Annotated in this window: 22 protein-coding genes; 20 read left to right on the forward strand and 2 right to left on the reverse strand. The window is 36.0% G+C overall.

Going from position 1 to position 22708, the window contains the following annotated elements:
- Nucleotides 1–177 precede the first annotated feature (177 nt).
- Genes TZ92_RS05000 through TZ92_RS05035 form a run of 8 tightly spaced genes read left to right on the forward strand, consistent with a single transcriptional unit; the run spans nucleotide 178 to nucleotide 9512 of the window.
- The gene (locus TZ92_RS05000; protein WP_000869753.1) at nucleotides 178–477 is read left to right on the forward strand and encodes a hypothetical protein; all 300 of its coding nucleotides are present in this window, start codon (nucleotides 178–180) and stop codon (nucleotides 475–477) included.
- The gene (locus tag TZ92_RS05005; RefSeq protein ID WP_033629528.1) at nucleotides 467–955 is read left to right on the forward strand and encodes a hypothetical protein; all 489 of its coding nucleotides are present in this window, start codon (nucleotides 467–469) and stop codon (nucleotides 953–955) included. Before TZ92_RS05000 ends, TZ92_RS05005 begins: the two co-directional genes overlap by 11 nt.
- Entirely contained in the window at nucleotides 955–2832 is a 1878-nt protein-coding gene (locus TZ92_RS05010; RefSeq protein ID WP_045595025.1) for a VirD4-like conjugal transfer protein, CD1115 family, read from the forward strand. Before TZ92_RS05005 ends, TZ92_RS05010 begins: the two co-directional genes overlap by 1 nt.
- A 20-nt stretch (nucleotides 2833–2852) precedes the next feature.
- Nucleotides 2853–3095 carry a hypothetical protein gene (locus TZ92_RS05015; protein ID WP_000627865.1) on the forward strand — a complete coding sequence of 81 codons (243 nt, stop codon included), beginning with the start codon at nucleotides 2853–2855 and terminating at the stop codon, nucleotides 3093–3095.
- A gap of 16 nt (nucleotides 3096–3111) precedes the next feature.
- Nucleotides 3112–3966, forward strand: coding sequence for a VirB6/TrbL-like conjugal transfer protein, CD1112 family (locus TZ92_RS05020; RefSeq protein ID WP_001054257.1), 855 nt, complete (start codon nucleotides 3112–3114; stop codon nucleotides 3964–3966).
- Between the two features lie 53 nt (nucleotides 3967–4019).
- A complete protein-coding gene (locus TZ92_RS05025) occupies nucleotides 4020–4379 on the forward strand; it encodes a PrgI family protein (protein ID WP_001097591.1) in 360 nt (119 codons plus the stop codon).
- The gene (locus tag TZ92_RS05030) at nucleotides 4330–6687 is read left to right on the forward strand and encodes a VirB4-like conjugal transfer ATPase, CD1110 family (protein WP_198921665.1); all 2358 of its coding nucleotides are present in this window, start codon (nucleotides 4330–4332) and stop codon (nucleotides 6685–6687) included. Before TZ92_RS05025 ends, TZ92_RS05030 begins: the two co-directional genes overlap by 50 nt.
- Before the next feature lie 11 nt (nucleotides 6688–6698).
- Complete coding sequence (locus tag TZ92_RS05035; protein ID WP_033629531.1) at nucleotides 6699–9512, forward strand: phage tail tip lysozyme; 2814 nt, start codon at nucleotides 6699–6701, stop codon at nucleotides 9510–9512.
- A 30-nt stretch (nucleotides 9513–9542) separates the two neighbouring features.
- Here the strand turns inward: TZ92_RS05035 and TZ92_RS10065 are convergent, their stop codons facing one another.
- Nucleotides 9543–9731, reverse strand: coding sequence for a hypothetical protein (locus TZ92_RS10065; protein WP_071788347.1), 189 nt, complete (start codon nucleotides 9729–9731; stop codon nucleotides 9543–9545).
- A gap of 18 nt (nucleotides 9732–9749) precedes the next feature.
- Here TZ92_RS10065 and TZ92_RS05040 point away from each other — a divergent pair, with 18 nt between their 5' ends.
- From TZ92_RS05040 to TZ92_RS05060, 5 genes are all read left to right on the forward strand, one after another.
- Complete coding sequence (locus TZ92_RS05040) at nucleotides 9750–10316, forward strand: PBECR4 domain-containing protein (RefSeq protein ID WP_033630168.1); 567 nt, start codon at nucleotides 9750–9752, stop codon at nucleotides 10314–10316.
- Between the two features lie 151 nt (nucleotides 10317–10467).
- Nucleotides 10468–10878 (forward strand): thrombospondin type 3 repeat-containing protein, encoded by a 411-nt coding sequence (locus tag TZ92_RS05045; protein ID WP_033629532.1) that lies wholly within the window; start codon nucleotides 10468–10470, stop codon nucleotides 10876–10878.
- A 47-nt stretch (nucleotides 10879–10925) separates the two neighbouring features.
- Complete coding sequence (locus TZ92_RS05050; protein ID WP_198921666.1) at nucleotides 10926–17156, forward strand: DEAD/DEAH box helicase family protein; 6231 nt, start codon at nucleotides 10926–10928, stop codon at nucleotides 17154–17156.
- Between the two features lie 74 nt (nucleotides 17157–17230).
- Complete coding sequence (locus TZ92_RS05055) at nucleotides 17231–17515, forward strand: DUF5962 family protein (RefSeq protein ID WP_033629534.1); 285 nt, start codon at nucleotides 17231–17233, stop codon at nucleotides 17513–17515.
- 13 nt (nucleotides 17516–17528) lie between these two features.
- The gene (locus tag TZ92_RS05060; protein ID WP_033629535.1) at nucleotides 17529–17825 is read left to right on the forward strand and encodes a DUF5966 family protein; all 297 of its coding nucleotides are present in this window, start codon (nucleotides 17529–17531) and stop codon (nucleotides 17823–17825) included.
- A gap of 13 nt (nucleotides 17826–17838) precedes the next feature.
- Here TZ92_RS05060 and TZ92_RS05065 read toward each other — a convergent pair whose 3' ends face one another.
- Nucleotides 17839–18036 carry a hypothetical protein gene (locus tag TZ92_RS05065; protein WP_033629536.1) on the reverse strand — a complete coding sequence of 66 codons (198 nt, stop codon included), beginning with the start codon at nucleotides 18034–18036 and terminating at the stop codon, nucleotides 17839–17841.
- A 159-nt stretch (nucleotides 18037–18195) separates the two neighbouring features.
- Here TZ92_RS05065 and TZ92_RS05070 point away from each other — a divergent pair, with 159 nt between their 5' ends.
- The 7 genes from TZ92_RS05070 (at nucleotide 18196) to TZ92_RS05100 (ending at nucleotide 22674) form a co-directional block, all read left to right on the forward strand.
- Nucleotides 18196–18837, forward strand: a complete 642-nt coding sequence (locus TZ92_RS05070; RefSeq protein ID WP_033629537.1) for a hypothetical protein — start codon at nucleotides 18196–18198, stop codon at nucleotides 18835–18837.
- A gap of 9 nt (nucleotides 18838–18846) precedes the next feature.
- Nucleotides 18847–19932 carry a toprim domain-containing protein gene (locus tag TZ92_RS05075; protein ID WP_033629538.1) on the forward strand — a complete coding sequence of 362 codons (1086 nt, stop codon included), beginning with the start codon at nucleotides 18847–18849 and terminating at the stop codon, nucleotides 19930–19932.
- A gap of 50 nt (nucleotides 19933–19982) precedes the next feature.
- Nucleotides 19983–20216 (forward strand): DUF5965 family protein, encoded by a 234-nt coding sequence (locus TZ92_RS05080; RefSeq protein ID WP_024477680.1) that lies wholly within the window; start codon nucleotides 19983–19985, stop codon nucleotides 20214–20216.
- Nucleotides 20213–20596, forward strand: coding sequence for a DUF5945 family protein (locus tag TZ92_RS05085; RefSeq protein WP_002933294.1), 384 nt, complete (start codon nucleotides 20213–20215; stop codon nucleotides 20594–20596). The genes TZ92_RS05080 and TZ92_RS05085 overlap by 4 nt, the downstream gene beginning before the upstream one ends.
- Nucleotides 20597–20633: 37 nt before the next feature.
- Nucleotides 20634–20909, forward strand: coding sequence for a hypothetical protein (locus tag TZ92_RS05090; RefSeq protein WP_033629539.1), 276 nt, complete (start codon nucleotides 20634–20636; stop codon nucleotides 20907–20909).
- A gap of 113 nt (nucleotides 20910–21022) precedes the next feature.
- A complete protein-coding gene (locus tag TZ92_RS05095; protein ID WP_045594861.1) occupies nucleotides 21023–21658 on the forward strand; it encodes a TetR/AcrR family transcriptional regulator in 636 nt (211 codons plus the stop codon).
- A 275-nt stretch (nucleotides 21659–21933) separates the two neighbouring features.
- Complete coding sequence (locus tag TZ92_RS05100) at nucleotides 21934–22674, forward strand: ABC transporter permease (RefSeq protein WP_033629540.1); 741 nt, start codon at nucleotides 21934–21936, stop codon at nucleotides 22672–22674.
- Nucleotides 22675–22708: the final 34 nt, after the last annotated feature.

Here is a 22708-nt window from a genome sequence, read left to right on the forward strand (position 1 = left end):
GTTCTTTGAAAATTGAATCCACTCCGTCTTGATTAGCGTGCCTGTGTAAGTAGGGACTGAGAGTATTTCCCTGTGAAGGGCAACTGGCACAAGACGTGTGTGAGAATTTTCTAACAGACACGGAGTTTATCGTTACCAGACTTAAACGATGCGACAAACTAGATAAAGGAGTTAATCATGAAGGTAGTAAACTTGTATGATTTGAAACAAATGGGAAATAAAGGTGGTTGTACCATCCAATTGATTCATCACTTTCCTTTTGGTATGGGATTAGGACATCTCAAAAAAGACTACATTGAATTTAAACGTGTTGGTATCTTTGATGGGAAAGCAGTAGAAGTTACTCTTCGAGAACCTTATTCGAGAGATCTACTGCAGGTTGTCAAGTCGATTAAACAACGTCAGAAATTGATAGCTTATCGTTATAAAGAAGGAAAGCTGCTATTTGTGAAGAAGGAGGCATCAGATGTCCTCTGAACAGCAGGAACGAATGGCAGTTCAATATGCTGAGCGTAGTGTTTTATTTACTGTCAAAAGTCTCTTAAAGATTCTAGAATGGTCTAGACGTCAGGCTTTGGCACAGGATTCCGCCTATAAGATAGGGGTGCAGAAATTAGAAGAATTGCTACAATCTCCTTATTCGATTGATACGATTAATCTGAAAAAAGATTTTTTAGACAAACCAATTGATATAGAGAAATTTAAAGCTTTTTTAGAAAAAGAAGAGATTCCTTTGGCCATCGCTTGGCAAGGGGATTCTCTACATTTCTACACGAAAGACCGTTCGATTCTAGACAATCATTTAGACCATTTGTTAGAAAAAATGGTTAATGATCCAGAGAAATTAGCTGATTTTACCATGGATAAGTCATTAGACGATGCAATTGATGAGGCTAAATCCCAAATTACCTTTAGACAAGAAGGAGCCGTCAAACAGAAAGAGATGGTGAGATGATGTACAGTGGAAAGAAATTCCTACTATTCTCACTGTTAGGTATCTTACTAGGCTATCTTTTTCATCGTTTGACGCTTTTGTATGATTCCTATACTGGAAATACATTAGATAAATGGACTCATCTTCTGATGGAAGGTCAAGATGAAGTTCTTCAGTCGCCATGGAATGTTTCCTTTACTGGAAAATCCAGTGCTTTTTTTCTACTAGGCTTTGTGATGATGTTGCTGGTTTATCTCTATTTAGAGACTGGTAAAAAACAATACCGAGAAGGGGTAGAATACGGGAGCGCCCGTTTTGGAACTCTAAAAGAAAAGAAGCTCTTTTACGGTAAGGAATTTTCTCATGATACGATCTTAGCACAAGATGTTCGTTTGTCATTATTAGATAAAAAACCACCCCAATATGATAGAAATAAGAATATTGCGGTGATAGGAGGTTCAGGAAGTGGGAAGACATTTCGTTTTGTGAAACCCAATCTAATTCAGATGAATAGTTCTAATATTGTGGTGGATCCTAAAGATCACTTGGCCGAGAAAACAGGCAAACTCTTTTTAGAACATGGTTACCAAGTAAAGGTGTTAGATTTAGTCAATATGAAGAACTCAGATGGCTTCAATCCTTTTCGCTATATAGAGACAGAAAATGATTTGAATCGCATGCTGACGGTTTATTTTAATAACACCAAAGGCTCTGGCTCCCGAAGTGACCCATTTTGGGATGAAGCTTCTATGACTTTGGTACGAGCTTTAGCCTCTTACTTGGTCGATTTCTATAATCCACCTAAAACAAGAGAACAGCTCATAGAAGAAAGTCGTTTAAGTCAAAAGGAATATCAAAACTTGTTGAAACGTCAAAAAAAAGAAGTGGAAGAGCGAAAAAAAAGAGGGCGTTATCCAAGTTTTGCTGAAATCTCAAAACTCATTAAACACTTATCCAAGGGTGAAAACCAAGAAAAAAGTGTCTTAGAAATTCTATTTGAAAATTATGCTAAAAAGTATGGAACTGAAAATTTCACCATGCGAAATTGGGCAGATTTTCAAAATTATAAGGATAAGACTCTGGATTCTGTTATAGCTGTAACCACTGCTAAATTTGCCCTCTTCAATATTCAAAGTGTCATGGATTTGACCAAAAGAGATACCCTTGATATGAAGACATGGGGCAAGGAAAAATCAATGGTTTACCTAGTTATCCCAGATAACGATAGTACCTTTCGCTTTCTTTCAGCCCTCTTTTTTTCAACCGTATTTCAAACCCTAACAAGACAAGCAGATATTGATTTTAAGGGTCAATTGCCTCTTCATGTGAGAGTTTACTTAGATGAGTTCGCAAATATCGGAGAAATCCCAGATTTTGCTGAACAAACCTCAACAGTCCGTTCTCGAAATATGAGTCTCGTTCCTATTCTACAAAATATTGCCCAACTTCAAGGGCTTTATAAAGAAAAAGAAGCTTGGAAAACCATTCTTGGGAACTGTGATAGCTTAGTCTACTTAGGTGGGAATGATGAAGATACCTTTAAATTTATGAGTGGCTTACTCGGTAAACAAACCATTGATGTTCGAAATACTAGTCGTTCCTTTGGTCAGACAGGTTCAGGATCCCTTTCTCATCAAAAGATTGCTCGTGATTTAATGACACCTGATGAAGTCGGAAATATGAAACGGCATGAATGCTTGGTCCGAATTGCCAATATGCCTGTCTTTAAAAGCAAAAAATACAATTCAACCAAGCATCCAAACTGGAAGTACCTAGCTAATCAAGAAACTGATGAACGGTGGTGGAACTATCAGATCAATCCTTTGAATCAAAGTCAAGAAAATCATCTTGAAGGCCTTAGAATTCGTGATTTAACTTTTGAATCTAGTTTAAAATAAAAATAGAAAAGAGGAAATAGATGATTACGCATTTTAAAGGTTTTGTTTATGGAGTAGACGCAAGTGCTATGTTTGCACAAGCTATGTCTTTGTTACAGAAGGGATTGATTGCGGTTGGTGCCTTTCTCGTTGTTGTGGGGATTGTCAACCTTGCAACTAACATTAAAGATGGTGGACCAGGTGTTCGGAATGCCATTCTTGAAATTGTCGGTGGTGTTATGGTCGGGGCTGCTGGAGCCTTTGTAACCCAGATTTCAATTTAGGAGGATAAACAATGACATGAATCTTAGTTTAGTCTCACCCTTTGTTTACCTTGCATCTGAAAAAATATCAGCTGAAAATTTATTTGAAGGATTTAATGTAGATTTACAATCTACGGTAGATCTGATTAAATCTCTATCTAGCTACAATCCAACCGTTTGGACTTATATGTCTAGTATTACTAAAAGTGTCATGCAGCCTCTTGGAGTTGCGATTTTATCAGTTGTTCTCATCTTAGAATTTTCGAAGATGGCAAAGAAAATTGCTAACTCTGGTGGAGCGATGACCTTTGAAGCATTAGCGCCGATGTTGATTAGTTATATTATGGTCGCAGTGGTAATTACCAACACTACCGTCATTGTAGAAGCCATCATCGGGATTGCGAGTCACGCCATTGAACAAGTGGCCTCGATTGTGGCTCACGGTGGGGCAAAGTATGATACCATCTCTGGATTAAAAGGGTCAGGATTTATTGGCCGGATGATTGTGGGATTTTTCGCCCTCCTCATTTGGCTTGTTCGGATAGTAAGTGCAGCCATGGTCAATCTTTTGGTATCTATTCGATTTATTCAACTCTACCTTATGATTCCATTTGCCCCTCTTACGATTCCAACATTTTTAAGTGATGAATGGAAGTCTATTGGTATTGGCTATTTAAAAAATATTATGGTCTATGCGGTACAAGGGGTTCTTATTTTTCTGATTGTTTCTCTTGTTCCTTTGTTTGAATCTGCTGGGAAAATAGCTGTTTCAAATGGTGCAGGAGTCTTGCAATCACTTGCGATTATGTTTGGTAGTTTGGTACAAGCTATCTTACTGATTATTGCCCTCGTTGGTTCTCAACGTACGGCTCGCTCCATCTTAGGTATGTAATTAGATAAAGGCTAGGAAGTGAATGCTTCTTAGCCTTTTTAGAAAGGAAAGTCATGAATACACGTGTCTTTAAAGACATCTCAAAATACCAACACAGGGCTTGGTTAGGTTTCACCACAAGACAAATCATCTTTGTTTTACCAGCCTTTATTGTCACAATTATTGTTTTGGGCTTGAATCTCTTTTTCTGGCAATTTGGAGATTGGTTTGTTTACGGTTTTGTGTTTGCTTTTACCATCCCCCTCATGCTTTTTGGAGTCTATAAACCCAATGATTTATATTTTGAACATTATTTGAAATACCGTCTTCATTTTGAATTAACGGTTCCCCTACGCACAATTACAGGAAAGAAAGGATCTGAACATGAAAAGAAAATCAAATACATTAAAGAAACAAAAAACTTCAATGACTAATCAGAAAGAAGTAGTTAAAGGGAAAAAAGAGGAAGTGTTACCATCAACGGCTAATACCCTTTCCTATCAAGCCCTGTATCAAAATGGTCTGATGCAGGTAAAAGAAGATTATTTCTCACAAAGCTATTTACTTGGTGATGTCAATTACCAGACCGTTGGTTTAGAAGATAAGGGGGCAATCATTGAGAAGTATTCTGATTTGATTAACTCCCTAGATGACCAAACCAACTTCCAATTGACTATCTTTAATAAAAGATTGAATTTAGAAAAATTCAGACAAAGTGTTTTGTATGAAGTAAAAGAAGATGGATATGATAGCTATCGTAAAGAATTGAATCGGATGATGAATCAGAATTTAGACAGTGGTGAAAATAACTTTTCAGCTGTGAAACTGATTAGTTTTGGTAGAAAGGATTCTAATCCAAAACAAGCCTATCGTTCCTTGTCTCAAATTGGCGAATATTTCAAGAGTGGTTTCTCAGAAATTGATGCTCGCTTTGAATCCTTGGCTGGAGAAGACCGTGTCAACTTGTTGGCCGATATGCTTAGAGGAGAACACCATCTTCCTTTTTCTTACTGTGATTTAACGAGATCTGGTCAGACAACTCGTCACTTCATAGCGCCTAATCTCTTAGATTTCAAAAACAAGAATTACCTACAAATCAATGACCGCTTATTGCAGATTGTCTATGTGAGAGACTACGGCATGGAATTAGGTGATCAGTTTATCCGAGACCTCATGCAAGGAGATTTGGAATTGATAGTGAGCCTTCATGCTCAAAGTTCGACCAAGGCAGATGCCATGAAGAAACTACGAACAAAGAAGACCTTGATGGAATCCCAAAAGATTGGGGAACAACAAAAACTTGCCCGTACAGGTATCTATTTAGAAAAAGTAGGCCATGTATTAGAAAGCAATATCGATGAAGCTGAAGAACTCTTAAAAACCATGACAGAGACAGGAGATAAACTATTTCAAACAGTCTTTTTGATTGGTGTTTTTGGTCAGGATGAAGAAGAACTTAAACAAGCTCTAGACACGATTCAACAAGTGGCCGGCTCAAATGACCTAATGATTGATAAACTTCCATATATGCAAGAAGCAGCCTTTAATAGTTTGCTGCCATTTGGTTGTGATTTTTTAGAGGGCGTATCACGGAGTTTATTAACGTCCAATATAGCAGTGAACTCTCCATGGACTTCAGTTGACTTACAAGACCGTAGTGGGAAATATTATGGTATCAATCAAATCTCAAGCAATATTATTACCATTGATCGAAGCCTATTAAATACACCGTCTGGTCTGATTTTAGGAACATCAGGAGCTGGGAAAGGGATGGCAACCAAGCATGAAATTATCACGACCAAAATCAAGGAATCTGGTGAAAATACTGAAATTATCATCGTGGATCCAGAAGCAGAATACAGTATCATTGGACGAGCTTTTGGTGGAGAAATGATTGATATTGCGCCCGACTCCCAAACTTATCTCAATGTCCTTGACTTGTCTGAGGAAAATATGGATGAAGATCCTGTAAAGGTAAAATCAGAATTTCTTTTATCCTTTATCGGCAAGTTATTGGATAGAAAAATGGATGGAAGAGAAAAATCGATTATCGACCGAGTTACGAGACTCACCTATCAGTCATTTAAAGAGCCTTCTTTGGAAGAATGGGTCTTTGTCTTGAGCCAACAACCAGAAGAAGAAGCGCAGAATTTGGCACTTGATATGGAACTGTATGTCGAAGGTTCTCTTGATATTTTTTCTCATAAGACCAATATTCAGACAGGATCTAATTTCTTAATCTATAATGTTAAAAAGTTAGGAGATGAGCTGAAACAAATTGCCCTTATGGTTGTTTTTGATCAGATATGGAATCGTGTCGTTCGGAATCAAAAATTAGGGAAGAAGACCTGGATTTATTTTGATGAAATGCAGCTTCTCTTACTAGATAAATATGCCAGTGATTTCTTCTTTAAATTGTGGAGTCGTGTCAGAAAATATGGAGCCAGTCCGACTGGAATAACTCAAAATGTTGAAACCTTATTGTTAGATCCAAATGGTAGACGGATTATTGCAAATAGTGAATTTATGATTCTTCTCAAGCAAGCAAAAAATGACAGAGAAGAACTGGTTCAACTCTTAGGCTTGTCAAAAGAACTCGAAAAATACTTAGTCAATCCAGAAAAAGGGGCAGGACTAATAAAAGCTGGTTCCGTTGTCGTTCCCTTTAAAAATAAGATTCCTCAAGGTACACAATTGTTTGATATCATGAGTACAGATCCTGATAAAATGGCTTCTAATTAAGGGGAAGGTAAATGAAGGATAAAAGAGAAATCATACGTGCCCGAAAGGCATTTAGAAGAAGTCTAAAAGATGAGAAGAAATTCTTGAAAAAAGGAAAGAAGGAGGTAAGGAAACAGAAAAAAGATTCCGCTGTACTGGATGAAAAAGCATGGAAAAAAGAGATAAAAGAAAAGCTAGAGGAGATGAGAGAAGCTTCAAAGGCTAGAGTAAAACAAGCAAATGAAGACTACAATCATATTCTTCAAAATAGTCCTCCATCTCTTTTGAATCGGAAAGAATTAAGAGACAGACGGTTGCCTCATGCTAAGAAACGATTGAAAATAGCCAAGAAGCAATTTAAGGAAGCAAAGGTAGAAGCAAAAGAAGAAAGAAAAGAGGGTCGTAAAGAAAGAAAAACCAATCAAAAATTTCTCTACGGTCAGGAATCGAAAGCAAAATCCAATTTTTTCTTTCAAGGGAAGAGTATAGAAGAATTAAAAGCTAAGAAAGAAGTCAAGGCTGCAAAAGAGAATCTAAAATCTACTAAACAAGCCTATAAGTCCAAAAAAGTCAGTAGGAAAGCCAAAACTTTTCTTTATGTTCTTGGACGTGAAGGTGGAGAGTTAGCTTCAGAAAATGAAGATTTAGAAGGCTATCGCACAATTCAAGAGACCATTAGAAAAGGGAAACGCTACAGTCGGCTTTCTTATAATCTTGGAAAAGCTAGTGTCAAAACAGGACAAGCAACAGGTCGTTTTACCAAGAAAAGACTGACCAACACAAAAGAGCGATACCATCATTTTAAGGATGGAAAAGGATGGAAACTAGCGAAAGAGAATCCAAGTTCCTTTAAAAATCGGTTTCGAAAATTAAAGAAACAAGGTCTTACAAGTGTCCGAAATATCTATCAAAAAATAAAAGCAGCCTTTTCCTTCTTTACATTTGCGGCTGGAAATCCTGCAACATGGATAGTTGGAGGATTAGTCTTTCTTCTCTTATTTATGATGAGCTTCTTTTTAGGATTTTCATCTGCTAGTTTGATTCAACAAGATGAATTTGAATTAACAAAAGCTTATACCCACCTAACTTGGGAAGATGCAGAACATACTCGCACAAATGACAAAGGAATTACTTATTACACAAAAGTTGATGATGTGATGGGATATATGAACTTTAAATTCCATGACTATGAGTTACACAAACCAGTTCACTTATTTAGTTCAGAAACTTACAAGGATTATCTATCTACTTTGTGGCATGATTTAAACGATGGGGAAGATTTGAAATCCATGCAAGACCTCTATGAAACTCCTAAGTATAAACTCTCGAAAGACGATCAAGAGGAAATGAAAGAACTAAAAGAAGAAGGGGTCTATGCTTCCATGCAGGAATTGGACAATCCGTTTGAAGGGAAAAGTAACGAAGATAGTTTAACCATGACTTATCGTTATGGATACTATGATTTAGATGGGAAACCTACTCTTCAGGAGTACATTCTACTAGAAGCAAAGGCTCACCAAACGATTGTCGCACCAATGGATGGAGTTGTATCTCTAGATGGTGACAATATTATTCTCACTAACGGAAAAGGAGAGAATGAGAGTCGATTGACCTTGTATTCTATTCATAATGGCCGTGCGATTGAGGGGACAAGAGTCCTAACGGGTGATATTATTGGTGAGACGCCAGACGATACAGGCTTGAAAGTTTCCTATCAAAAGTATAAGAACAAGAAAGAAAAATTGGTGTATGTCAATCCGCAATTTTATTTTCCAAAAGTCATTCAACTTCAGACCACTATCTTACCAGCCATTGGTCAGTTTGGTGGGGATGAGTTTGAACGAGCAAAACATATTTATGAGTTTTTGAAATCTCAAGGTGCAAGTCCCCAAGCCATTGCGGCTATTTTAGGAAATTGGTCGGTAGAGTCTTCTATCAATCCTAAACGAGCTGAGGGAGATTATTTATCTCCTCCAGTTGGAGCTACCGATTCCTCATGGGATGATGAAAGCTGGTTAGCGATTGGAGGACCAGCCATTTATAGTGGTGCTTATCCTAATATTCTTCATAGAGGTTTAGGTTTAGGGCAATGGACGGATACTGCAGATGGTTCAACACGTCATACAGCTTTATTGAATTATGCACATAGCAAAAATAAGAAGTGGTATGATTTAGACCTCCAACTTGATTTTATGCTTCATGGGGATAGTCCTTACTATCAAAGTTGGTTAAAGGATTTCTTTAAAAATACGGGCAGTGCAGCCAATCTCGCCCAACTCTTCCTCACCTATTGGGAGGGAAATTCTGGTGACAAACTACTGGAAAGACAAACCAGAGCAACGGAATGGTATTACCAAATTGAAAAAGGCTTCAGCCAAACAAATGGAGGACAGGCAAAAAGTGACCCGCAATCCCTTGAAGGGGTTCGTGGGGACTTGTATGATCATTCTGTTCCTGGTGGTGGAGATGGTATGGCCTATGCCTATGGACAATGTACATGGGGTGTTGCAGCTCGTATGAACCAGTTAGGATTAAAGCTAAAAGGTAGAAACGGAGAGAAGATTTCAATCATTAATACCATGGGAAATGGTCAGGACTGGGTTGCGACAGCTTCAAGTCTTGGTGGGGAAACTGGCTCTACACCAAGAGCAGGTGCCATTGTTTCTTTTGTGGGAGGTACACATGGCACACCAGCCATCTACGGTCATGTGGCTTTTGTCGAGAAAGTATATGATGATGGTTCTTTCCTTGTGTCTGAGACAAACTATGGTGGCAACCCTAACTATACCTTTAGAAAAATCTCGCAAGCAGATAGTGCAATCAGTTTTGCCTATACTACGAAATAGAAGAGTTTAGACTTGAAATTTCAGCTATTTTCAGGTAAAATAAATAGTGTAGATGAGTGGTCGGCTCATGGTCAATCTGATAGTAATCTTGGACATAAGGGCCAAGCGGTGGCGGACACCAGAACGAAATCCGATAGCAATCTTGGACGTAAGGGCCAAGCGGTGGCAGACACCAGAATAAACCGACTGACTAGGTGGCTTACAGACTCTGTAAACCATCTTTTTTGTGAGGAAAATATGGCAGATTCTAGAGATTATCGTAATCCAAATTACACCGAAAAAATAAAACTTCAGCGTTTTTTTACTCAGTTACAAATTGCGGCTTCTTTTTTTAAAGAGCACTTCGTTGGCAAAATCATGTATTATGAAACTGAAATAGAAAGTGTTGAACTTCATTTTTCACCTACTAATTTCATGCACCTATGTGGTGTTGATTACCGAAAAGGTGCAGGCAGTTTCTTTGACGATTGTTTAAATAGACATGTCATAATTGATGAGTTGAAAATAAAAAAAGATGGAACCACGATGCAAAAGTTACAAGTTTTAGGATCCATTGAGGAGTTATTGGGAAAGCATGTTCATCTAACTGGTTCAGGACGTTATTTGTATTTGGAGTTTGATTATGCTCTACGTACAAGAAAACAGATACTAGCATTAACATTGAAAGAGACATCTAGGAAAATTGTTCCTCAATCTTTAATAGATTTGAAGAGAAAGACAGTATTTCCAAAAGGTCAAAAAGTAATTTCCATTTATTCAAAACATTTACAAACGTCGGAACTTTTTTATTATTTAAAAGATTAGTTTACATATCTTTTGTGGCATAAAATATATTTTTATCATTTTCAGGAGAACGCAGTTTTGGCTCGTTCTCTTTTTTTGTTGTGATACTTCTTTCAAGGAATATTTGGTAGGATTGGAGTGAAAAAAGATTAACTAGGAAAGAAGGAAGTATATGGAAGCCATTTATCAACGTGATTCGGATCAAGATGGATTAACTGATGCTCAAGAATTGGCGCTAGGAACCAATCCTCTTAGCGCAGATTCTGATGGTGATGGACGTTCAGATTTAGTGGAAGTAGAAGAAGGAACCAATCCCTTAGAAAAGGATTTACAAGACATAGACCAAACAAGTATAACTGAACCGTCTTCAGTATTTATGGAAATGAAACAAAAGATTTCAGATATGATGGAGAGTCACTACAAGGAATTTATACAGGCTCTTATTAGTATTGAAACAGGGATTGAAAACGAACAAGACCTTGAAGACTTATATACTTACTACATGAGAACAGATGCCGTTTCTCTTTTGTCTAGTGATTTAGAAACCAGTCCTCAAAAGGTTGAAATGGAGATAGAGTTGTAGGGGAATCATGTGATTCTCCTATTTTCGTATAGATGAAAGGAGCGAGTATGGAAGTAATGAAATTATTGGCTATGTTTCGTGGAACAATTCCAAAAGATAGGGAGAAAATGGACCTATTTCTTCGCTATCAGGCGCAACATTTTGATGAGAAATGGCAGGACTTGGTAGAGAGTTTTTTGGCTGAAGAGGTCAAGATAGAAGAGATACCTCATGTCTATTCTTTTGATCAAGATATTGTTTCTTTCCTAGAGGCTAGTTCTGAAAATAATGACCAAGATTTAGAAAGTTACACAAGAAATTTTGGACAAGCGGGTCTAGATAAATTATCTCAATTAAGTAGTTGGGAGAAATACTTGGTGCTAGAAGTCGCAACCTATAACCTTTCCACTCGATTTTATATCCAATCTGAAAAAGAGAAGTTAGAACCATTAAGTGAGCTTGTATGTCTTCAGAATCAGGATGTCAATTTAGTCAATGTCTATCGGGTTGCGAATAATCTATCTGACCGCATTAGTAGAGATATAGAGGAGTTTCTTCTAATGGTTGATTCCAAAGAGGTTAAAAAAGAAGTTCTTGAGATTCATTTTGAAGGAAAAGAGGGAGATGTTCTAGCCTATTTGGGTTCTGAATTAATGGCTACTTTAGATAGTGTTACGGAACTTGTCCATCATGAAGAAAACTACCAACAACTCCCACTGACACAAAAGCTGAAGATTATTACTCACTTTGATGATGTAAAAGCTAAAATCGAAAAGTCTAAGCGAGTAGCGGAAGTGGTCTTACCTTTAGATAATATTGAGCAGGTAGAAGAAAATGTGGAAGTTCATTCCCTATCTAAAGTAGATAAAATTGTAGAAGAAGCTTTGAGGGAATATCCAATCGGTTCACAAGTAAGTTATAGAGGACAAGTATTTCAGTTGGTTTCGATTGAAAATGCACAGTTAAATGACTTAGTTCGCCTAGAGCTATTCAATGATTCCAACCAGTTATTTGAAGAGAATCCTATCTTATACTTGAATAGTTTGGAAGAGATTGAACAAGTATTGTCTCTCGTAGAACTTGAAAAAGAAGATTCAGAGATTGAGATGGATTCATCAAGTGAAAGTCAGGAAATAGATTTATTTTCCTACCTGGAAGAAGAAATTGAAAAGAAAAAAGATAAGGATAAGGAAACAGAAACGCTTATTGTAGGCATAGAAGAGACGGATGTCCCTGTTCAAGATTTTGTTTTTCCAGATGATTTAGAGGACTTTTACCCTAAGACAAATCGAGAAAAAATTGAAACGAATATCGTCGCAATTGAACTTGTTAAAAGATTAGAAAAAGAGGGACGACAAGCGAATCCAGAAGAACAAGAGCTACTAGCCAAGTATGTCGGCTGGGGCGGTCTTGCCAATGAATTTTTCGATGAACTCAATCCAAAGTATGAAACAGAACGTTTAACTCTTAAGAGTTTAGTAAGTAAATCAGAATACTCCACTATGAAACAAAGTTCTCTCACAGCCTATTATACAGACCCTATGATTATTCGCCAGATTTGGCAAAAATTATTGGATGATGGTTTTGAAGGAGGAAGGATTTTAGATCCTTCTATGGGGACTGGGAACTTCTTTGCGGCTATGCCTAGAAGTATACGAGAGAGGTCAGAACTCTATGGAGTTGAATTAGACAGCGTGACAGGCGCAATCGTAAAACAACTCCACCCCAATACCCATATTGAAGTGCGAGGATTTGAAGAAGTTCCCTATCAAAATAATAGTTTTGATTTAGTCTTAACGAATGTTCCTTTTGGAAATTTTCGAATTGCTGATAAAAACTATGATAAACCTTATATGATTCATGACTACTTTGTCAAACACTCACTTGATTTAGTAAGAGATGGAGGACAAGTGTCGATTATCTCATCTATCGGGACAATGGATAAGAGGACAGATAATGTCTTACAAGAGATTAAAGCCAACACTCATTTTTTAGGGGGAGTTCGTTTGCCGGACACGGCTTTTAAAAAGATTGCAGGTACCCGAGTGACTACAGATCTCCTCTTCTTTCAAAAGGATCAAGCAAAGAATCTTAATGAGGAGGAACTTGTCTTTAGTGGCTCTATTCCCTTTGAGGAGGATAAGCGTGTCTGGATCAATCCTTATTTTGATGGGAAATACAATACGCAAGTTTTGGGTGAATATGAGGTACGTAATTTTAATGGAGGAACCCTTAATGTTAAGGGGGTATCAGAAACATTAGCTACTGACATAATGGAAGCATTAGAGAATGTGGAAGCACCTAAACCAATTGACAATTCTTTGAAAGCACCTGTTTTTATCCAAGAAGAAGTGGATAATTCTGTCCCAAGTCGTATACGTGAGGACTTAGCGCTGTATTCTTTTGGATATGAGGGAAATCAAATTTATTACCGAGATACGCATGGTATTCGAAAAAGCTCAAAAGTAGACGAAATTAGTTATTATGTAGACGAGAAGGGAGAGTTTAAAGCTTGGGACAGTTCTTTGTCTGAACATAAAATAGACCGATTCGTGCAACTTCATTTGACTGATGAGGAAGCACTAGATGTTTACAAGTCAGAAGAAGCGAGTAAAAGAGGGAAATATAAGGGCTTGTTCAAAAAAACTGTATTTTATGAAAGCCCCTTATCAGATAAGGACATTAGTCGCATTAGGGGAATGGTTGATTTGAGAGAAACCTATCAATCCTTAATTGAAATTCAACGTCATCCAGATTATAGTCGAACAGATTTTCAGGTATTACTTAGTAAACTCAATCGTGAATATGACCGTTTTGTAAGTCAATTTGGATACTTGAATGCGTCCGTTAATCGGAACTTATTTGATAGTGACGATAAGTATTCCTTACTAGCTAGTTTAGAAGATGAATACATTGATTCTAAAAGTCAGAAAGTAAAATATAAAAAATCTTTAGCCTTTGAGAAAGCATTGGTTAGGCCGGAGAGAGTGATTGCAAGAGTTTCAACGGCTTTAGATGCCTTAAACTCCAGTTTATCGGATGGTAGAGGTGTTGATTTAGACTATATGGTATCAATTTATCCTGAACATAGCCAAGCTGCTATTTTAGATGAGTTAGGAGACCAGATTTTAATGGATCCAGAAAGCTATTTAAGAGGAGAAAGAAAATATCTTTCTAAGAACCAGTTTTTATCAGGAGATATTCTCAACAAGATAGAAGTAGTTCAACTATTAGTGGAGGAAAACAATCAAGATTGTGACTGGTCCCATGCTTTAGATTTGTTAGAATCTGTTCGCCCTCCACGGATTCATCTGGCAGATATTGAGTTTAAAATAGGTTCACGTTGGATTCCTCAATCCGTTTATGGTAAATTTGCCTTTGAATGTTTTACCAATCGTGAATTTGAATTGTCTTCGCCAGATGTTGAACAAGTCATTGAAGTGAATCCTGTCGATGGCCAGGTTCATTTAAGGACATCATTTGCTTATCGCTATTCAAGTGCCAAAGATAGTAGTCTTGGAGTCAGTGGGTCACGTTATGATACAGGAAGAAAGATTTTTGAGAATTTACTAAACTCAAACCAACCGACGATTACTATGACTGTTACGGAAGGAGAAAAGAAAAAGACTATCACAGATTTGGAAAAAACCTCTGTTCTAAGAGCGAAAGAGCAGCATTTACAAGAGCTCTTTCAAGAGTTTGTCTCACGGTATCCAGAAGTCCAACAAGTCATTGAGGAAAGCTATAATCGTCTTTATAATCGAACGGTTAGTCGAGAGTATGACGGTAGCCATCTAGTCATTGATGGCTTGGCACAAAACATCAGTCTTCGTCCTCACCAAGAGAATGCCATTCAAAGAATCGTAGAAGAAAAAAGAGCTTTATTAGCTCATGAGGTAGGTTCAGGAAAGACCTTGACCATGCTTGGTGCTGGGTTTAAATTAAAGGAGTTGGGGATGGTTCATAAGCCCTTGTATGTGGTGCCCTCTAGTTTGTCTGCTCAATTTGGCCAAGAAATCATGAAATTTTTCCCTACTAAAAAGGTCTTTGTGACCACTAAGAAAGATTTTGTGAAGGCGAGAAGAAAACAATTTGTGTCACGTATTATTACAGGAGATTACGATGCCATTGTCATTGGGGATTCTCAATTTGAAAAAATCCCTGTCAGTAAGGAAAGACAGATGAATTATATAGAGGATAAACTCAATGAACTACGAGAGATTAAAACACATTCTGAAAATAAGTATACCGTTAAAGAAGCAGAGCAATCAATAAGTGGTCTAGAAAGACAATTGGAAGAATTGCAACGCTTTAATCGTGATAGTTTTATTGATTTTGAGAACCTAGGAATTGATTTTCTCTTTGTGGATGAAGCACATCACTTTAAAAATATACGTCCGATTACTGGACTTGGAAATGTAGCAGGGATTACCAATACAACGTCTAAGAAGAATGTGGATATGGAAATGAAGGTTCGACAGATTCAGGAAGAACATGATTTTAAGAATATTGTTTTTGCGACAGGAACACCCGTTTCAAATTCTATTAGTGAGTTATATACTATGATGAACTATATTCAACCAGATATCTTAAAACGCTATCAAGTTGATTATTTTGACTCTTGGGTAGGTGCTTTTGGAGAAATTCAAAACTCTATGGAATTAGCTCCTACAGGGGATAAGTACCAACCTAAGAAACGATTTAAAAAGTTTGTCAATCTACCTGAGTTGATGAAAATCTATAAAGAAACAGCCGACATTCAAACACAAGATATGTTGGATTTACCTGTACCAGAAGCTCATATTATTCCTATTGAGAGTGAGTTAACTGAAAACCAGAAACTCTATTTAGAAGAATTAGTTATGAGATCAGATATGGTCAAATTTGGAACAGTTGATCCAAGCCAGGATAACATGTTAAAAATTACAGGTGAGGCACGGAAACTAGCTATTGATATGCGTTTATTGGACTCTAGTTATAGTCTAGCAGACAATCATAAACTGCTTCAGGTAGTGGATAATGTTGAAAGAATTTATCGTGAGGGAATGGAAAATAAGGCTTCTCAGATGATTTTTTCAGATATTGGCACACCTAAGAAAAAGGATAATGGCTTTGATGTTTATTCTGAAATAAAGGCTTTATTAGTGGATAGAGGAATCCCTAGTAAGGAAATTGCCTTTGTACATGATGCCAATAGTGATGAAAAGAAGAATAGCTTGTCTCGAAAGGTCAATGCAGGAGAGGTGCGGATTCTCCTTGCCTCAACTGAAAAAGGAGGAACAGGTTTAAATGTTCAGAGCAAGATGAAAGCAGTTCATCACCTGGATGTTCCGTGGAGACCAAGTGACATCCAGCAACGCAATGGACGTATAATCCGACAGGGAAATGAAAACAAGGAAGTAGATATTTACCACTATATTACCAAAGGTTCGTTTGATAATTATCTATGGGCAACTCAGGAGAACAAACTCCGCTATATTAAGCAGATTATGACTTCTAAGGAGCCGATTCGTGCTGCAGAAGACATTGATGAGCAGACTATGACGGCTTCTGATTTTAAGGCACTAGCAACAGGTAATCCTTATCTCAAATATAAGATGGAACTAGAGAATGATCTAACTCTATTAGAAAATCAAAGACGCGCCTTTCAACGCAGCAAGGATCACTATCGTCATACAGTCTCCTACTGTGAAGAAAATATGCCCATTCTTGAGAAACGATTAAGCAAATATGAAGGAGACATTCAACAGTCTGAAATGTCGAAAGACCAGGCGTTTTCTATGACGGTAGGTAAGCAAGCTTTTGATCAACGATCTGAAGCAGGGGAATCCCTACACCGTCTTATCCGTCATAATCAAGCTGACAGCAAAGAATTCCGTACCCTAGCAAGCTATCGAGGATTTGACATTAAAATGCTTAGTCTTCCAACAAATCAACCTCTTCCTGAAAGCTTCTCTGTTAAGATTGTAGGAGAAAATCAATATTCCGTCAGTTTAGATTTGTATTCTCCTTTGGGCACAATTCAAAGACTTCAGCATACGATTGATCACATTAAAGAGGACCAAGTGAAAACTCAGAACTTATTGGATGAATTAAAGGATAAATGGACTACTGCTAAGGTAGAAATTGAGAAAAATTTTCCAAAGGAAGAGGATTATCAAACTAAAAAGGCCGAATACGATGTACTCGCGCCATTGATTGAAACAGAAACGGATTTAGATATTATTGATCAGGCCTTAAGACAATTCCACGAAAAAGGAAAAGAAAAGCAGGAGCAACTTTCTTTTGAATTGGATTAAAAAATAGATACAAATAGCGGACAAGAAAAGAAAAGCGCGGTAAAATAAAGATAGAAAGAAACGAGGTAACGATTATGATGGAAGATACCTATTATCAATTAGAAGAGGCTTTGGTACAGGGATTTCAAACACCTGAAGAATACCAAGCCTACAAGGAGCTAAAGGAACATTATGAGGAAGTGACAGGCGATTACAGCTTTTCCAAACGAGAACTCACTAGTCAATTGGAAATCGCTCTTCAGAATCATCGAGGTGTGGACTTTGAAGAACATGAAAAAGAGGAGTATCTGGAATTGGTTCAAAAACTAGAAGAGTTTGATTCCTCTCTTGCCACCCATTATCGTCAGTTGATTGATTAGAAAGGAGAAAGTCATGAATGATTTACTCCTTATCCCAGTAATTTTTTTAGCAGTAGGAGGAATTCTCATTCTTTTATGGAGACTCTTTCTTATTGCCAGTGGACTTTTCCTTATTGGTTTAATCAGTTTTCTTATTTTCGTAGAGGTCTATGGAATTTATTTGTTCTTTACTGAACCGACTTTATACTTTGATGATATCAGACAACATGGGTTAACTAGTTTTACGGCTGTGTACCTTTTCATCAATCTGATGTTGGTTCTAGGACTCAGTTGGCGTTTCATAAACTCCAAAACTAAGGAAAGTATGTAACCTTGTTAGATGGTTAAAAAACTTTATCTGAATCTAAATTCGGATAAGGTTTTTTATTAGCCTTAATTCTTTCATATACTTCATAGCTAAATTGGAGCAGTAATTTATGAAAATCATTATCCTCACTGTTATTACTTGTATTTATGGCTTGTTTATGTCGTTCAATATGAGAAAGAGCTCTTCTCATATTTTCTTCTTTTAATTTATTCATATTTATATTATAAACTGAAGACAGCTAATTTTGATATTTTTCTCTGAACTGTACGATTTTGCGCCTGAAATGTAGGGATCACCTTTCGTTGTGGTGTGATAAAACTTACAAGTTCTTTTTGTTATTCTTGACCTAGTTTTTATAGAAAGAAGGTCTAAGATGTTAAATAAAGTCAAAACTAAAGCCTTAATTAGTGTTGGAGCAGTGGCTGCAACTAGTTTTGTTCTCATGATGGGATATACTGCTGGTCAACATTCTACTGCTAAACAAAGTCGCAAAGAAATCGAATTGGCTGCAGCTAAACTTGTAGAGGACAAACAAGCAGAAGATAAAGCAAGTATTTTGTCATCGGATACTGTAAAAGAATTTTTGACGCAGTACTATACGAAAGAAAAGCTCGGAGAAAATAATACACGTATTCAACCTTATATGACTGAATCGGCTTATTCTCAAGAATTGACAAGTCAAAATGATGCCATGAACCAAGTATATAAGGATTATATTTTGGATTATCATTTTGAAAAAGCTGATATCTTTGTCAATCAGACTATGAATCAAGCCATTGCCATGGTCTCTTATAATGTAACCTATGTATCTGATTTAAAGAATGCCAACCAATCAAAGACCAATCAGACAGAAACCAGAACGGTTAAGTTGTCTTATTCGAAACTACCAGGTAAGTTATTGGTCAATCAAGTACAGGTTTGGAAATCTGGGTTGGATGATTTAGATAAGGCCACTCCTAAAACTTTAGAAGAATCATCATCAATACCATCACTGCCAAATACTACGACAAAATGATGATATTGCATGGAAATAGAAGAATGTAAGCAAATTTCAATTCTTGATGTAGCAAGTCGTTTAGGTATCTCCTTTAAACAAGTTTCTAGCAGTGTCTATGAACATCCTGAACATGATTCATTTCGGATTTTTTCAACTACCAATACTTTTAAATGGTTTTCAAGAGATATTCAAGGTGATGTCATTGATTTTGTTCGACTTGTTAAGGGAATTTCTTTTAAAGAAGCTCTAGCTGTTCTTTCTGAAGAACCTTTTCAAAAAGAAGCTGTTCAAGAAAAAAGAGAGAGACCATTTTATTATCCTTTAAAGAGAGTAGAAGATTCTAACTGTAGTCTGGCAAGATATTACTTAACAGAATGTAGAGGAATTTCAGAAGAAATCGTACAAAGGATGATTCAACAAGGTTTGATAGCACAAGCCAGCTGGAAAACAAATGAAACAGTTGAACCTGTTGTTGTTTTTAAAAGCTTTGATCATCGTCACAAGCTACAGGCAGCAAGTCTACAAGTGATTTATAAGAATCACTCTCTTCCTAGAGAGAGGCTGAAAACAATTCTAAAAGGAAGCCATGGACATGTTGGGATATCCTTTGATATTGGTCAACCAAATAGACTGGTCTTTTGTGAATCGTTCATCGACTTGATGAGCTATTACGAACTTCATCAACAAAGCCTATCAGATGTTCGTTTGGTATCTATGGAGGGATTAAAAAGGTCTGTTGTCGCTTATCAAACTTTACGACTGATAGCTGAAGAAAATCAGAAGTTGGAATTTTTAGATACAGTAACACCTTCAAAGTTATTGCCTTTGATCAATACAATTCGTAATACCACTACTTATTTTGATAATCATCCTGATTTATTGACACTTGCGGTAGATTGTGATGATGCAGGAAAAGATTTTTCTGATAAGTTATCTCAATCAGGATTTCCTGTTTTACTGGATTTACCTAATAATGAATCTGGGAAAGAAAAAGTAGACTGGAATGATGTCCTTAGAGAAAAGAAATCAGATTTACAATTGATGATCGAGACTGCAAAAGAGACATTGGGGAATCAACCAGTAAGACAAATCTCTCAATGTTTAGAATTGTGATAACAAAATCAAGATGTTTTAGCTAATATTAAAATGAAGGAGGATCGTATATGACCATTATTGAACGCCTAGAAGAAAAGGTCACTAGGCAAGAAAACAAGGTAGCAAGAGAGACAGAAAAACTCGCTGCTTACAAAGAGCAACTGGAGACAGCGATGTTTGCGACGTTCAAAAGGCGTCAAAGCATTAGTCACATGAGTTTTGAAGAAGCTCTTGACCATGCCTTCGGTAGAGAAAGACAATTCGATGATTCTGAATTTAGAAAGGATGAAATGAGTGAATGACAAAAGATTGGAATTTTAATCAACCATTAGAAAGTAAATCAGAAAATCAAGAAGATCCAGATAAAATTGCGGCCTTATTTGGAAATCATCAAGGAGGTAATGATGTAAATTATGAAGCAGCTTTTCAAAAGCGCAAACAAGCACCTGTGACGGAATCAAATTCTAGTTCTAAACCCAAAGTTACAGAGGTTAGAACAGGAAAAGAGACAGATATCACTACAAGTTATCAGCAACATCTTAAAAGACTTATTGCAGATAACAATAGCGATATTCAAAGTAGTCAAAAGAAAATTGAAGAGCTACATACGTTGATCGACACAAAGAATAAAGACAATAAGAAATTGCAGTCCATTTATGATGCGATTTCGGAATTACACTAAGCAGTCCTGATAGGCTGCTTTTTTTGAGAGGTTATAGATGTTTACAAAACTTTTTAAGAAAAACCAAGACAATAGTGATGTATTTAAGAAGCTAATTCATAGACTATCTGATATGTCTGTCCAAGATCTTGAAAAAATAGACCGACTGCTAGATATCATTTTCACTCCAGATCAAGAATCAGAACAACTAAAAACAGAAGCAACTTATAGAGAAGAAACTTTGGACGACACATTAAAGGAAGCTAAGAATCAACTTTATAAGGAACAATTGGAAAAGAATCTAGAGAGATTTAGGAAAGATGGAATGAAATAAATAGTTTTATAAAATTTCCAAAATATCATTGGAAACAACAAAAAAATTGACAATATTATTTTGTTAGATTATAATAAAATTACATACCGATAGTATGATAGAAAGGGGATATGATGGCAAGGAATAGAAACTCACATGAGACTAGAAAAAAAATATTAGAAGTTTCGAAAGACTTATTTTTAGAAAAAGGATTTGATAATACCTCAATACAAGATATAATCGATGGGTTAGGTGGGTTGACGAAAGGTGTTATTTATCATCATTTTGAGTCTAAAGATGAAATATTGCAATCAATCATTAGCGAAAATAATCAAGAAATTTTAAATTACAATTGGAGAGGAGATACTGCATTAGAAAAAATACAAAATTCTTTGATGGATGCGTTCTCTAATTTAGAACAACAAAGATTAGTATACTCTGTCTCAATTATGCTAAGAAGTCCACGTTTGTTAGGAGAGCAGTATTTAAGTTTATTTTCTGATTTTTTACCAGAAATTAGGAAAAGAGTTTATGAAGGTGTTAAAGATGAATCAATAAAAACAGAATATCCGGAAGAACTAGCAGATTTAATCGTTTTGACCCTAGATGTCTGGATTGGATTCCAAATTTCTGTTTTTTCAGTAGAAGAATTAAAACGTAAAATGAATTTCATTAAACTTACTTTTGAAGGACTAGGGGTGCAGTTGATTTCTGATGAAATGATGGAGGTGATTTTCAATTTATTTGATCACTTAAAAAGTGCAAAATAGTCTTATGATATGATTCTTAATAATGCCTTTATATTGAAACATTGTGGGTTTAGTTAATTATTGTGAATATTTTACGTATTTTATATTTTAAAAAATAGCATACTCTATGTATGTTATTAAAATATGGTTTTACATACTCTTAGTATGTTTGTTTTTTAATATTATTCATACCGAAAGTATGTCTGGAATTTTGTTTGTTAAAAAATTTATTTTAAATATGTGCTGAGAATAGTTTTAATAATCTAGCCTATATTTACTTTTTGGAGGAAAAATCTATGTTGTCGCTTATTAAAATTGAATTAAATAAGGTTTCGAAATCTAAATTATTTTGTGCTTGGTTAGGTACTATATTTATAGTATTAGGTGTTACAGGAATCATAATCATGGGGTTAGGTACTGATAATAAACTAGGAGAATTCGTTGGACAGAATGCCAATAATATTAGAATTACTGATAAATGGGAAGGTTGGGCAATTGCAACATCATTGTTTGCATCATTATTTACCAAAGCAGCATTTTTGATTTTTGAATCTTATTTATTGTCTACGATTATTATTGATGAATTTAAACGAAGAACAATTTTTCAGTTGTTTTCCTACCCTGTTTCTAAAATAAAATTATTATGGGGGAAAGTGCTTGCAGTAATTCTAATATCATTTATTGTTCATTTTACTGCACATTTAGTTATTCAATTATTAATTAAATTAGTAGCAATTTTAACTGAATCAAATTATATACCAGTAGCTAATCAAATGATTAACTTAGCTGGAATTACGTTTGGAACAGTATTAATCGGAATACTACCTTTTGTTTTAGGTATGATTAGGCATTCAATAGCTATAACAATGCTTTCAGGACTTGGTTTAGCAGCATTACTCTCTAATATAAGTCCAGGCAGTTTAACTAATAATTTTGTTGATAACTTATTCTTCTTAATATTTGCTAGTTTCATAAGTTTAATGATTGTTTTATTTTCAATTTATAATATTTCAAGAAAAGATATTAATATCAAGTAGTATATCTGAGTTTAATGGAAGGAAAAGGATTATA

It is taken from the genome of Streptococcus oralis subsp. oralis, from assembly GCF_000960035.1.
In the GTDB taxonomy this organism is placed as follows: Bacteria; Bacillota; Bacilli; order Lactobacillales; family Streptococcaceae; genus Streptococcus; species Streptococcus oralis_G.